Source organism: Aureimonas ureilytica DSM 18598 = NBRC 106430 (assembly GCF_000382705.1).
Taxonomy (GTDB): Bacteria; Pseudomonadota; Alphaproteobacteria; order Rhizobiales; family Rhizobiaceae; genus Aureimonas; species Aureimonas ureilytica.
Map to the genome: position 1 here is coordinate 23,411 of NZ_ARQE01000001.1, position 13,172 is coordinate 36,582.

11 protein-coding genes are annotated in these 13,172 nt (G+C 69.9%); 10 read left to right on the forward strand and 1 reads right to left on the reverse strand.

Translation table 11 applies throughout. From position 1 onward, the window contains the following. Window positions 1–58: 58 nt before the first annotated feature. The 8 genes from pheT (at window position 59) to B146_RS0100155 (ending at window position 9,859) form a co-directional block, all read left to right on the forward strand. Window positions 59–2,476: a phenylalanine--tRNA ligase subunit beta gene (pheT, locus tag B146_RS0100120; RefSeq protein WP_019994370.1), complete on the forward strand. Its 2,418-nt coding sequence runs from the start codon at window positions 59–61 to the stop codon at window positions 2,474–2,476. Window positions 2,477–2,530: 54 nt separating this feature from the next. Beyond that, window positions 2,531–3,520 (forward strand): Gfo/Idh/MocA family protein, encoded by a 990-nt coding sequence (locus B146_RS0100125; RefSeq protein ID WP_019994371.1) that lies wholly within the window; start codon window positions 2,531–2,533, stop codon window positions 3,518–3,520. 149 nt (window positions 3,521–3,669) lie between these two features. Beyond that, a complete protein-coding gene (gene mepA, locus B146_RS0100130) occupies window positions 3,670–4,782 on the forward strand; it encodes a penicillin-insensitive murein endopeptidase (RefSeq protein WP_019994372.1) in 1,113 nt (370 codons plus the stop codon). A 122-nt stretch (window positions 4,783–4,904) separates the two neighbouring features. Further along, entirely contained in the window at window positions 4,905–5,927 is a 1,023-nt protein-coding gene (locus B146_RS0100135; protein WP_019994373.1) for a glucokinase, read from the forward strand. An 84-nt stretch (window positions 5,928–6,011) separates the two neighbouring features. Continuing rightward, entirely contained in the window at window positions 6,012–7,826 is a 1,815-nt protein-coding gene (locus B146_RS0100140) for an ABC transporter ATP-binding protein (protein ID WP_019994374.1), read from the forward strand. Beyond that, window positions 7,823–8,638, forward strand: a complete 816-nt coding sequence (gene dapB, locus B146_RS0100145) for a 4-hydroxy-tetrahydrodipicolinate reductase (protein WP_019994375.1) — start codon at window positions 7,823–7,825, stop codon at window positions 8,636–8,638. The genes B146_RS0100140 and dapB overlap by 4 nt, the downstream gene beginning before the upstream one ends. Before the next feature lie 63 nt (window positions 8,639–8,701). Next, the gene (locus tag B146_RS0100150) at window positions 8,702–9,322 is read left to right on the forward strand and encodes a 2,3-bisphosphoglycerate-dependent phosphoglycerate mutase (protein WP_019994376.1); all 621 of its coding nucleotides are present in this window, start codon (window positions 8,702–8,704) and stop codon (window positions 9,320–9,322) included. 114 nt (window positions 9,323–9,436) lie between these two features. Next, window positions 9,437–9,859 carry a DUF4864 domain-containing protein gene (locus B146_RS0100155; RefSeq protein ID WP_019994377.1) on the forward strand — a complete coding sequence of 141 codons (423 nt, stop codon included), beginning with the start codon at window positions 9,437–9,439 and terminating at the stop codon, window positions 9,857–9,859. A 40-nt stretch (window positions 9,860–9,899) separates the two neighbouring features. On the opposite strand, the gene B146_RS0100160 is transcribed toward B146_RS0100155, so the two are convergent. Beyond that, on the reverse strand, window positions 9,900–10,916 hold the full coding sequence (locus tag B146_RS0100160) for an aldo/keto reductase (protein WP_019994378.1): 1,017 nt from the start codon (window positions 10,914–10,916) through the stop codon (window positions 9,900–9,902). Between the two features lie 151 nt (window positions 10,917–11,067). On the opposite strand from B146_RS0100160, the gene B146_RS0100165 reads away from it, so the two are divergent. Together B146_RS0100165 and ppk2 are read left to right on the forward strand one after the other, a co-directional pair. Next, the gene (locus B146_RS0100165) at window positions 11,068–11,964 is read left to right on the forward strand and encodes an AraC family transcriptional regulator (protein ID WP_019994379.1); all 897 of its coding nucleotides are present in this window, start codon (window positions 11,068–11,070) and stop codon (window positions 11,962–11,964) included. A 95-nt stretch (window positions 11,965–12,059) separates the two neighbouring features. After that, entirely contained in the window at window positions 12,060–13,001 is a 942-nt protein-coding gene (gene ppk2, locus B146_RS0100170; RefSeq protein WP_019994380.1) for a polyphosphate kinase 2, read from the forward strand. The last annotated feature ends 171 nt before the right edge of the window (window positions 13,002–13,172 follow it).

A 13,172-nucleotide genomic window follows, 5' to 3' on the forward strand; every position in this document is an offset into this window, starting at 1 on the left:
GAGCCCTTCTTCTTTCGCCGCATTTCCCGCCGCCGTTTCCAATTCCGTTAGGCCCGTCATGAAGTTCACCCTGTCCTGGCTGAAGGACCATCTCGACACCGACGCCACGCTGGAAGAGATCGCCGAGCGCCTGACCTCGATCGGCCTCGAGGTCGAAAGCCTCGACACCAAGGCGGCGCTGCGGCCCTTCACCATCGCCCGCGTGCTCGACGCCAAGCGCCACCCGGACGCCGACAAGCTCCAGGTGCTGAGCGTCGATGCCGGCCCGGACGTCAACGGCGGCAAGCCGCTCCAGGTCGTGTGCGGCGCGCCCAACGCCCGCGCCGGGCTCGTCGGCGTTCTCGGCCTGCCGGGCGCCTATGTGCCGGGCCTCGACGTGACGCTCGGCGTCGGCAAGATTCGCGGCGTCGAGAGCTTCGGCATGATGTGCTCGGAGCGCGAGCTCGAACTCTCCGACGAGCACAACGGCATTATCGACCTGCCCGAGACCGCGCCGGTCGGCACCGCCTTCGCCGACTATGCGGGCCTGTCCGATCCGGTGATCGAGATCAACCTGACGCCGAACCGCCCGGATGCGACGGGCGTCGCCGGCATCGCGCGCGATCTGGCCGCCTCCGGCCTCGGCCGGCTTAAGACGCCCGCCGTCGAGCGCATCGAGGGCGAGGGCGACTGCCCGGTCGCGGTGCATGTCGAGAGCGCGACCTGCCGGGGCTTCGCGCTGCGGCTCGTGCGCGGCGTCAAGAACGGCCCCTCGCCCGAGTGGATGCAGAAGCGCCTGCGCGCCATCGGCCTTCGCCCGATCAACGCGCTGGTGGACATCACCAATTACATCACCTTCGACCGGGGCCGCCCGCTTCACGTGTTCGACGCGAAGAAGGTGACGGGCGACCTCACCGTGCGCGCGGCCAAGCCCGGCGAGGAACTCGCAGGGCTCAACGGCAAGACCTACACGCTCGATCCGAGCGTCTGCGTCGTCGCCGACGAGCATGGCGCCGAGTCGATCGGCGGCATCATGGGCGGCGAGGCTTCGGGCTGCGACGAGACCACCACCGACGTTCTCATCGAATCGGCCAATTGGGAGCCGATCGACATCGCCCGCGCCGGCCGCTCCCTGGGCATCATCACCGACGCGCGCTATCGCTTCGAGCGCGGCGTCGATCCGTTCCTGATCGAGCCGGGCCTCGATCTGGCGACCCGCCTCGTGCTCGACCTGTGCGGCGGCGCGCCGACGCGCCGCACCGTCGCCAAGCTCGCGCCCTTCGAGCCCCGGCAGTTCGACTTCCCCTTCACCGAGGTGAAGCGCCTGACCGGCCTCGAGGTCGAGACCGACAGGCAGATCGCGCTTCTCGAAACGCTCGGCTTCACCGTGGAGCGCGAGGGCGAGGCGCGCGCCCGCGTCACCGCGCCGTCCTGGCGGCCGGATATCGAGGGCAAGGCCGATCTCGTGGAAGAGGTCATGCGTCTCGTCGGCGTGGACCATATCGAGCCGCAGCCCTTGCCGCGCCTGTCCGGCGTCAACGGGCGCATCCTGACGCAGGCGCAGCTGCGCGACCGCGCCGCGCGCCGCACGCTCGCCGCGCGCGGGCTCAACGAGGCCGTCACCTACTCGTTCCTGTCGGCCTCGGCGGCCGAGGCCTTCGGCGGCGGCACGCCGGCGCTGAAGCTCGAAAACCCGATCGCGGCCGATCTTTCGGACATGCGCCCCTCGCTTCTGCCGAACCTTCTTCAGGCGGCGCAGCGCAACGCCCAGCGCGGCTTCGGCGACACGGCCCTCTTCGAAGTCGGCGCGATCTACCGCTCCGTCGAGCCGGACGGGCAGCGGCGCGTGGCGGGCGGCGTGCGTCGCGGCACGGCGGGTCTCGGCGGCGCGGGCCGCGACTGGAGCGGCCATGCGGCCCCGGTCGGCGTGTTCGACGCCAAGGCCGACGCCATCGCCGCGCTGGAAGCGATCGGCGTTCCCGCCGAGCGGCTCCAGTTCGAGACGCCGGCCAGCGACTGGTATCACCCCGGCCGCTCGGGCCGCATCAAGATGGGGCCGAAGACGGTTCTGGCCGAGTTCGGCGAGTTCCATCCGCGCGTTCTGAAAAGCCTCGACCTCAACGGCGCCTATGCCGGGTTCGAGGTCTTCCTGGACGAGGCGCCCGAGCCCAAGCGCAAGGCGACGCGCACCAAGCCGGTGCTGCAACTGTCGAGCTTCCAGCCGGTGCGGCGCGACTTCGCCTTCGTGGTGCCGTCCGAAGTCGAGGCGATCAAGCTCGTGCGCGCGGCCGAGGGCGCCGACAAGAAGCTGATCGGCGAGGTCCGCGTGTTCGATATCTTCGAGGGCGCGGCGCTCGGCGAAGGGCGCAAGTCCATCGCCATCGAGGTGACGCTGAAGCCGGCCGACCGCACCCTGACCGACGAGGATCTCGACGCGGTGTCGAACAAGATCGTCGCCGCCGTCACCAAGGCGACCGGCGGCACGCTGCGCGCCTAAAGCCATCCAAGGCCCGCCCCGCGCGGGCCTTTCTTCATTTCGGGAGGCATAGCCATGTTGCGTTGGGGCATTCTGTCGGGCGCGAAGATCGCGCGCGAGCAGGTCATTCCGGGGATCGTGAAGGCGGAAGGCTGCGTGCTGTCGGCCATCGCCAGCCGCGACCTGTCGCGGGCGGAGGACCTCGCGCGGCATTTCGGCGCGCGCCACGCCTTCGGCTCCTACGACGCGCTTCTGGCAAGCCCCGAGGTGGACGCGGTCTATATTCCCCTGCCGACCAGCCAGCATGTGGAATGGGCGCGCCGCGCGATCGAGGCCGGCAAGCATGTTCTGGTGGAAAAGCCGCTGGCGCTGCGCGCCGAGGACATCGAGCCGCTGATCGCCGCCCGCGACAGAGCGGGCGTGGAGGTGGCCGAGGCCTTCATGGTGCGCTACCACCCGCAATGGGCGCTGGTGCGCGACTGGATCGCGCAAGGGCGCATCGGGCGTCTGCGCCACGTGCAGGGCGCCTTCTCCTATTACAATGTCGATCCCGCCAACATGCGCAACCAGATCGAGCTCGGCGGCGGCGCGCTGCCCGATATCGGCGTGTATCCGGTCGTGACCACGCGGCTCGCCACCGGCACGGAAGCGCTCTCGGCCCGCGCGACGATCGAGCGCGACCCGACATTCGGCACCGACATGTTCGCCGACTGCTCGGTGGACTTCGCGGATTTCCGCCTGAGCTTCTACGTGTCGACGCAGATGGCGGCGCGCCAGACCATGGTGTTCCACGGCACGGACGGGTTCATCGAGGTGGACGGCGCCTTCAATGCCGGGCTCTACGCCCAGAGCGCCGTGCATTGGCACGACCGCTCGCATGGCCGCGCGGAAACCGCCCGCTTCGGCGCGGCGGACCAGTACCGGCTCCAGGCCGAAGCCTTCGCGCGGCGCGTGGCGGGCGGCTCGGACCCCCTGTTCTCGCTGGAGGAGTCGATCCTCAACCAGCGGGTGATCGACGCCTTCTACCGCTCGCACGAGGCGGGCGGCGGCACCGTGGCGGTCTAAGGCGGTCTGAGGCGGTCTGAGGCGGAGCCCTCAAGCGAAGCCCGCCGCTCGCAAGCCCCGGTCCATCCCTTTGCCTTAGTTTCGGCCGATCCGTCCGGCTTGGCTCTGGCCACCGGCGCGTGGCCGGTGCCGGCCCGGAGGGTTTTTGGATGAAGCTTGGATCTCGCCCACGCCTGTCGCTCGCCGCGCTCGGGGTCGTCTCGGCGCTCGCCGGCCCGGCCGCGGCGCAGCCGGCCGCCAAGGATCTGTTCGGCGCCGAGACGAGCCCCAGCGCCGGCCCGGCCCAGAGCATCGGCTTCTATTCCAAAGGGTGTCTCGCCGGCGGCATGGCCATGCCCAAGGACGGGCCGACCTGGCAGGTGATGAAGCCCTCGCGCGACCGCGCCTATGCCCATCCCGCCATGATCCGGCTGCTCCAGCGCCTGTCGGCCGACGCCAAGCGGGAGGCCAACTGGCGCGGGCTTCTGTTCGGCGACATGGCGCAGCCGCGCGGCGGCCCGATGAAGGACGGCCACGCCTCGCACCAGATCGGCCTCGACGCCGACATCTATCTCACCGAAATGCCGACGCGCCGCCTGAGCCCGCACGAACGCGATACGATGCCCCTGCCCTCGGTGATCGACAAGCGCACCAATCGGATCGACCTGTCGCGCTGGCGGCCGGAGATGCTGAAGCTCATCCGCACCGCCGCGCAGGAGCCGGAGGTCGAGCGCATCTTCGTGCATCCCGGCATCAAGGAGCAGCTCTGCAAGACCGCCGGGCGCGATCGCGGCTGGCTCAACAAGGTGCGCCCGATGTTCGGGCACGACTATCACTTCCACGTCCGCATGGAATGCCAGCCGGGCTCGCCCAACTGCAAGCCGCAGGAATCCACCGGCTCGGGCGATGGCTGCGACAAGCTCGACTGGTGGTTCAACGTGGCGCTGCGCCCGCCGCCGCCCAATGCCAAGCCTTGGAAGAAGCCGCCTCCGATCTTCCTGTCGGCCCTGCCCAAGGCCTGCAACGCGGTTCTGAACCAGCCGGCGGGGAAGGGCGGCGCGGTGATGGCCGCCTCGCCCGCGCCGAGCCTCCCCGAGCCGAGCCTGGCTCCGCCACCGCCCGCCGCTGCCCTTGCCCCGGCCCCGGCCGCGATGGCGGACGAGTTCGACGACGGCTCGCAGCGCGCGCCCGCCTTCGCGCCGCAGCCCTCCGCCAGCGCGCCGGCCGCTTCGCCCTCGCCCGCCAAGGCGCTGCCCATGCCGCGCTTCCGCCCGGCGAACTGAAGGGAGCGTTCGAAGGCGCGGTCTGGCCGCGCCTTCGCACCGGCGCGCGCCGCCACCGTCTTTTTCCCGGCATCCTGCGATGCTATGGCTCGGCGTCTTCAAACGATTGAAATCGGTCCGGCATGACTCCGACTCACGAATCCGCCGAAACGCTGAAGTTTCCGATCCTGATCGGCGACATCGGGGGCACCAATGCCCGGTTCGCCCTTCTGGTCGACGCCTTCGCCGAGCCGCGCCCCTTTCCGGTGGTGCAGACGGCCGACTTTCCCAATATCGACGACGCGATCCAGGCCTGCGTCCTCGACAAGACCTCGATCCAGCCGCGCTCGGCGGTTCTGGCGCTGGCCGGGCCGATCCGGGGCGAGGAGATCGAGCTGACGAACTGCCATTGGGTGGTGCGTCCCCGAAAGCTGATTTCCGATCTCGGCTTCGACGAGATCATCCTGGTCAACGATTTCGAGGCGCAGGCGCTCGCCGTGTCCGCCCTGCCGGAAGCCGGCCGCGAGGCGATCGGCCATCCCGGCACGATGGGCGAAGGGGCGCGCGTCGTGCTCGGCCCCGGCACCGGGCTCGGCGTCGCCGGCCTCGTGCGGGCCAAGCGCATGTGGATTCCCGTGGCGGGCGAAGGCGGGCATATCGACCTCGGCCCGCGCACCGCGCGCGACCTCGCGCTCTGGCCACATCTGGAGACGATCGAGGGCCGCGTTTCGGCCGAGCAGGTCCTGTGCGGGCGCGGCCTCGTCAATCTCTACAACGCGCTCTCGCGCGCCGACGGGCGCGAGCCCGAGCCGCATACGCCCGCCAGCGTCACGGCGGCGGCCGGGGCGGGCGACGCGGTCGCGCGCGAGGCGATCCAGCTCTTCGGCACCTATCTCGGGCGCGTCGCGGGCGATCTCGCCCTCCTCTTCATGGCGCGCGGCGGCGTCTATATCGCGGGCGGCATTTTCGGCCATATCGCGCCCTTCGTGGACAAGGCCGCCATGCGCGCCGCCTTCGAGGACAAGGCGCCCCATTCGGCGCTTCTGCGCGAAGTGCCGCTCTTCGCCATCACCCTGCCGCTCGCCGCTCTCGCGGGTCTGGCCACCTTCGCCCGCGCGCCCCGCTTCTACGGGCTCGAGACCGTCAACCGCCGCTGGCGGCGGTGAGACACGCTTCGCACCGCCGCCCGGTAGGCAGGGGCGGCGGCAACGGCTATAGAGCGAGCCGACGATGAACCGGCCGGCCGATCCTTGACGAAGACCAGTCTTTCCCTGTCCGAACCCCGCGAGCGGGGCGAGGCCCTGACGCTCCTGCGCCGCGTGATCGCCGAGAACGGGCGCGAGCATGTCGGCGGCTATGCCGTGGCTGTCCTCTGCCTCGTGGTCGTGGCGCTGACCACGGCCTTCATGGCCTGGGTGATGCGCGACGTGATCGACGAGATCTTCGTCGCCGGCAACCGGGCCGTGCTGTTCACGCTGCCGATCGCGATCTTCCTCGCCTTCTTCCTGCGCGGCATCGCCTCCTATGGGCAGGGCGTCATCCTGGCGCGGATCGGCAACGACGTCGTGGCGCGCTACCAGCGCCGGCTCTTCGCCCATCTGACCGAGCTTTCGGTGGACTTCTTCGGCGACACGCGCTCGGCCCAGCTCGCCGCGCGCATCAACCAGAACGTCTCGGGCGTGCGCGACACGCTGAACCTCACCGTCACCTCGCTGGCGCGCGATCTTCTGACCCTGATCTTCCTGATCTTCGCCATGGTCTGGCAGGACTGGGTCCTGTCGCTGATCGCGCTCACCGCCGGCCCGCCGATCGCCATCATGATCTCGCGCCTGTCGCGCAAGCTGCGCAAGGCGACGCGCCAGTCGATCGACCTCAACTCGCGCGTCCTCGGCTCCATGCAGGAAGCGGCGCAGGGCATTCAGGTGGTGAAGGCCTTCACCATGGAAAAGCTCCTGCGCGCCCGCACGGACGACCTGATCGAAAAGGCCGAGGAGCGCTCCAACCGCATCGCCGTCATCACCGAGCGCTCCGGCCCGATCACCGAGACGGTGGCGGGAATCGCGGTCGCCGCCGTGATCGCCTGGTCGGGCTATCGCTCCATCGTCTACGGCTATTCGCCGGGCTCCATGTTCGCCTTCATCACGGCGCTGCTTCTGGCCTACGACCCGGCTCGGCGCCTCGCCAAGCTCCAGGTGCAGATGGAGCGCGCGCTGGTCAACGTGCGCATGATCTACGAGATCCTCGACGAGACGCCGCGCCAGCCGGACGCGCCGGGCGCCAAGGCCCTCACCGTTTCGGGCGGCGAGATCCGCTTCGAGACCGTCTCCTTCGGCTACCATGCCGACGAGCCCGTCCTGCGCGATCTTTCGCTGGTGGCCCCCGCCGGCAAGACCACGGCGCTGGTCGGCGCGTCGGGCGGCGGCAAGTCCACGATCATCGCCCTGATCGAGCGCTTCTACGACACGTCGGCGGGGCGCATCCTGATCGACGGAACGGATATCGCGACCGTCACCAAGCAGTCGCTGCGCCAGTCGATCGCCTATGTGCCGCAGAGCCCGACCCTCTTCGAGGGCTCGATCCGCGACAATATCCGCTTCGGCCGGCCGGAAGCCTCCGACGCCGAGGTCGAGGAGGCCGCGCGTCAGGCGCAGGCCGAGGAGTTCATTCTCGCCCAGCCGCTCGGCTACGAGACCCCCGTCGGCGAAAACGGCGTGACCCTCTCGGGCGGCCAGCGCCAGCGCCTGTCGATCGCCCGGGCGCTCGTGCGCAACGCGCCGATCCTGCTTCTCGACGAAGCGACCTCGGCGCTCGACACGCGCTCCGAGGTGCTGGTGCAGCGCGCGCTCGAAACCGCGATGCGCGACCGCACCGTGGTGGTCGTCGCCCACCGCCTGTCCACCATCGTCGGCGCCGACCAGATCCTCGTCGTGGATCGCGGCCGGATCGCGGAAAGCGGCACGCATTCCGAGCTCCTGGCCCGGCCGAACGGCCTCTATGCCCGCCTGCACGGCTTCCAGGGCGCGGCGGACGCATCGGAAACGAGAGAACCGGAGACCTTGCCATGAGCGAGCCGATGAAGCTGGTGATCCTCGGCGCTGCCGGTCGCATGGGCCGCACGCTGGTGCGCGTCGTCAAGGAAACCGAGGGCGCCAGGGTCTTCGCCGCCATCGAGCGCGAGGGATCGCTGGCGCTCGGCAGCGATTGCGGGGAACTCGCCGCGAGCGGGCATCTGGGCGTTCGGGTTTCGAGCGATCTCGGTGCCGCGCTCGATGGCGCGGACGGCGTGATCGACTTCACCGCCCCCGCCTCCAGCGTCGCGGTGGCCCGCGAAGCGGCGCGGCGCGGTCTCGTCCACGTCATCGGCACGACCGGCTGCTCGGCCGAGGACGACGCGGCGATTGCGCAAAGCGCCAGCGCCGGCGCGCGGATCGTGAAATCCGGCAATATGAGCCTCGGCGTCAATCTCCTCGCCGTTCTTGCCGAACAGGCGGCACGCGCGCTCGGACCCGATGCGTTCGACATCGAAATCCTGGAAATGCACCACCGCCACAAGGTGGACGCGCCCTCCGGCACGGCGCTGCTCCTCGGCGAAGCGGCGGCGGCGGGTCGCGCGGTGGCGCTGAAGGACACGTCCGTGCGCGTGCGCGACGGGCATACCGGCGCGCGCGAGGCCGGCACGATCGGCTTCGCGACGCTGCGCGGCGGCTCGGTGGTCGGCGAGCATCAGGTGATCCTGGCCGGCGAGGGCGAGCGCATCGAGCTCGGCCATCGCGCCGAGGACCGCGCCATCTTCGCGCGCGGGGCGGTGCGCGCCGCGCTCTGGGCGCGCGGCCAGGCGCCGGGCCTTTATTCCATGCGCCACGTTCTCGGCTTCTGACGCGGCGGTCCACAGCTTATCCCCACCTCGTCCCCATCTCGTCCACCAAGGGAGTTCGCCTTCATGTCCCGCACCCTCGTGCTCGTCCGCCACGGCCAGAGCGACTGGAACCTCAAGAACCTCTTCACCGGCTGGCGCGACCCGGACCTGACGGACCTCGGCGTGAAGGAAGCGAGCGCGGCCGGTCAGCGCCTCAAGGCGGCCGGCCTCCATTTCGACATCGCCTTCACCAGCGCCCTGTCGCGCGCCCAGCGCACGCTGAAGCTCATCCAGGCCGAGCTCGGCCAGGAGGACCTGGAGACGATCCGCGATCAGGCGCTGAACGAGCGCGACTATGGCGATCTGTCGGGCCTCAACAAGGACGACGCCCGCGCCAAGTGGGGCGAGGAGCAGGTCCATGTCTGGCGCCGCTCCTACGACGTGCCCCCTCCGGGCGGCGAGTCGCTGAAGGACACGGGCGCCCGCGTCTGGCCCTATTACATCCACCGCATCCAGCCGCATGTTCTCAACGGCGGCACGGTGATCGTCGCCGCGCACGGCAATTCGCTGCGCGCGCTGATCATGGCGCTGGACGGCCTGACGGGCGAGGAGATCGTCGCGCAGGAACTCGCGACGGGCGTGCCCATCGTCTACAAGCTGAACGCCGATTCCACGGTGGCGTCCAAGGACGTTCTGGCGGGCTGAGCGACGGCGCGGGCGGGGGTCGCGCCCCGCCTCGCCTCCGCCGCGTCAAGATGGCGCTTGCGGGACGCAAATTTGCGGCTGATGCTGACGGCCTTCCCTGGAAGGAGGTATCTCATGCGCCGCGCTTTCCTTGGACTTCTCGCCCTCGCAGCGCTCGCCCTGCCTGGGCTGGCCGCCCCGGCGCTCGCCGACGACGCGGGCGACGCGCGGGCCGCGATCGGCGCGCAGCTCGACGCCTTTCGCGCGGACGACGGAGCGCGGGCCTATTCCTATGCCGCGCCCAACATCCAGCGCCTGTTCCCTTCGCCCGACATCTTCATCGGCATGGTGGCGAAGGCCTATCCCGCCGTGCATCGGGCCCGCAACGTCACCTTCGGCCCCTTGAAGCCGGAAGGCGCGGGGCTTCGGCAGGAGGTCTTCCTGTCGGACACCGACGGTCAGAGCTGGATCGCCAGCTACACGCTGGAGCGCCAGCCCGACGGCTCCCTGAAGATCACCGGCTGCCAGATGCGCAAGGGCAGCGATATCGGCGCCTGAGGGGCGGACCGAAGTCCGCCCCCTGCGCTCTCCGCAGCCCTCAGGCGCGATAGGCGCCCTGGCGCTCCAGCATCCAGCCGGGATATTCGGCCGGCAGGCGCGACACGGCGTCGAGCTTGGCGAGATCGCCCGCATCGAGCTCGACCTTCGTCGCCGCGATATTGTCGGCGAGCTGCTCCGGCCGCTTGGCGCCGATGATGACGCTGGTGACGACGTCCTGATGCAGGAGCCAGCTAAGGGCGACCTGCGCCACGGTGCAGCCCCGGCTTTCCGCCACCTCGCGCATGGCCGCGATCACGGCGCTGCCGCGCGTGCGATCCACCGGCGGGAAGTCGAAGGTCGCGCGCCGCCCGTCCGCCGCCTTGCCCTCGCCGTCGTATTTGCCGGAGAGATAGCCGCCCGCAAGCGGGCTCCAGACCATGAGGCCGATGTCTTCCGACCGGAGCATGGGCGCGATGTCGCGTTCGAGATCGCGGCCGACCAGCGTGTAATAGGCCTGAAGCGACAGGATCGGCGCCAGGCGGCGCATCTCGGCGATGCCGACCGCCTTCATCACCTGCCAGGCCGCCCAGTTGGACAGGCCGAGATAGCGCACATGCCCATGGCGCACGAGCGTGTCCAGCGCCTCCAGGGTTTCCTCGATCGGCACGGCCTTGTCGAATCCGTGGATCTGGTAGAGGTCGATATGGTCCAGCCCGAGCCGCCCGAGGCTCTGCTTGCACTGGGAAAGGATATGGGAGCGCGAGGCGCCGCGCGCGTTCGGGCCCGCGCCCATGGGTCCGAGCACCTTGGTCGCGATCACGACATCGTCGCGCGCGACCCCGAGATTCTTCAGCGAGCGGCCGAGAATGCGCTCGCTCTCTCCGCCCGCATAGACATTGGCCGTGTCGATGAAATTGATGCCGGCGTCGAGCGCGGTCTTCACGAGCGCGTCGGCCTCGCTCTGGCCGAGCTGCCCGATCTGGCTCCACATTCCCTCGCTACCGCCGAAGGTCATGGTGCCCAGGCACAGTTCCGAGACGAAAAGGCCGCTCCGGCCGAGTGAACGCATCCGCATGGCGTGTCTCCTGTGGGAAGTTTCGATGGGGTCGAAGCTAGGGCGCGAAGACCTGGGAGCGCGACGCCGATCCTCTCAAGCTCTTGCCCGATCCTCTCAAAGCGTGCGGGCGGCGGATGCGCGCGGCGCGCCGCTGGCGTAGACAGGGGGCATGACCACGCTCGCCGACCTCGCCCCGCTTCTCGAACGGCAGTTCCTGCGCTTTGGCCGGGAAACCCCGATGGACGGCTTGCTGCTCAGTCTCGCGCGCGAGCCGAGCGGCCTGATCCGCTCGGTCTATCGCCCCTCCTTCTGCCTGGTGGTGCAAGGCGCGAAGGTCTCGATGCTCGGGTCCAACGCCTTTCGCTACCGCGCGGGCGACGGGCTCATCGCCTCGCTCGACGTGCCCGTGACGGCGCGCATCACGCAGGGCACGCCGGACGCGCCCTATCTGGCGCTGAGTCTGGCCATCCCGCCCCAGGAGGTCGCGACGCTTCTCGCCGAACAGGCCGAGGCGCTGGACGCCGCACCCGGCGTGGAGGCGCTCGGGGTCGGGCGGGCGGACCCGGCCTTGTTCGATCCTCTCAGGCGACTTCTGGAGCTGCTCGACAACCCGCGCGACCGGCCGGTTCTGGAGCCGCTCGTCCGGCGCGAGATCGTGTGGCGGCTCCTGCAGGGAAGCTTGGCGCCCCTCCTGCGCCAGATCGGGGCGAAGGACAGCCAGACGGCGCGCGTCGCGCGCGCCTGCGCCTTTATCCGCGCCCATCATGCCGAGCCGCTGCGCGTCGCCGATCTGGCGCGGCTGGCGGGCATGAGCGTGTCCGGCTTCCACCGCCATTTCAAGGCGGCGACCACGCTCTCGCCCGTGCAGTTCCAGAAGCAGGTGCGCCTTCAGGAAGCGCGGCGCCGGCTGATGGCGGCCGAGGAAGTGGCGAGCGTCGGCTATGCGGTCGGCTACGAGAGCGCCTCTCAGTTCAGCCGCGACTATCGCCGCCTGTTCGGCGCGCCGCCCGGCCGCGACGGCGCGGCGATCCGCGCCCGCCTCGTGCCCGAGCCGGCCCTTCCCTGATCTCACCGGGCGCCGACCGCGCCCGCCAAACGGATGTCACCGAGTTGCGGCAGGGTGCCGCGCGGATCGAGGGTTCCGGAAACAAGAGGATCGACATGGACAGCGAAGACCTGAAGCGCGACGCGGCGGCCGGAAGCCAGACGGCGGCCGACTGGCTGCGGGCCGAGATCGAGGATTCGCTGGACGAGGATTACGAGCTGGAGCTTTCGCCCCCGGACCTCACGGGCGAACTCGCCAAGGTCTACAAGAGCGCCCATCCCCAGGCGCTCGACCGGCTCGGCTATTTCCGCGAGCTCCTGCGCCTCCAGTCGGAGCTGATCAAGCTGCAGAACTGGGTCGCCCATCGCAAGGAAAAGGTCGTCGTCCTGTTCGAGGGCCGCGACGCGGCCGGCAAGGGCGGCGTCATCAAGCGCATCTCGCAGCGGCTCAATCCGCGCATCGTGCGCGTCGTCGCGCTGCCCGCGCCGAGCGACCGCGAAAAGACGCAATGGTATTTCCAGCGCTACGTGCCGCATCTGCCGGCGGGCGGCGAGATCGTCCTGTTCGACCGCTCCTGGTACAACCGGGCCGGCGTCGAGCGCGTCATGGGCTTCGCCAAGCCCGACGAGGTCGAGCAGTTCTTCGAGGACGTGCCGGAATTCGAGCGGATGCTGGCGCGCTCCGGCATCCGGCTCGTCAAATACTGGTTCTCGATCACCGACGAGGAGCAGCAGATGCGCTTCATGATGCGCATCCACGATCCCTTGAAGCAGTGGAAGCTCTCGCCGATGGACCTTCAGTCCCGCGTGCGCTGGGAGCAGTACACCAAGGCCAAGGAGGACATGTTCGCCCGCACGAGCATTCCCGAGGCGCCCTGGTACATCGTGGAGGGCAACGACAAGAAGCGCGCCCGCCTCAACTGCATCAGCCACCTCCTGAGCCTCATCCCCTACGAGGACGTGCCCTACGAGGAGATCACCCTGCCCGAGCGTGTGTTCAACCCGGAATACGAGCGCCAGACGCTGCCGAGCGAGCTCTACGTGCCGCAGCGCTACTGACGGGCAAGGGGCGATCCCTCGCCCGCCCGAAACCCGAACGCCCGCAGACAGCCTTGAGGGCTGAGTGAGCAGGAGAGCCGGACGCGGATCGGGCACCCCGATCCGCGTTTCGCGACCGAGCCCGGCGGCCGGGCCGCGAGAAGGACCGGCCGCCGGGCTCGAAGCCTGCGA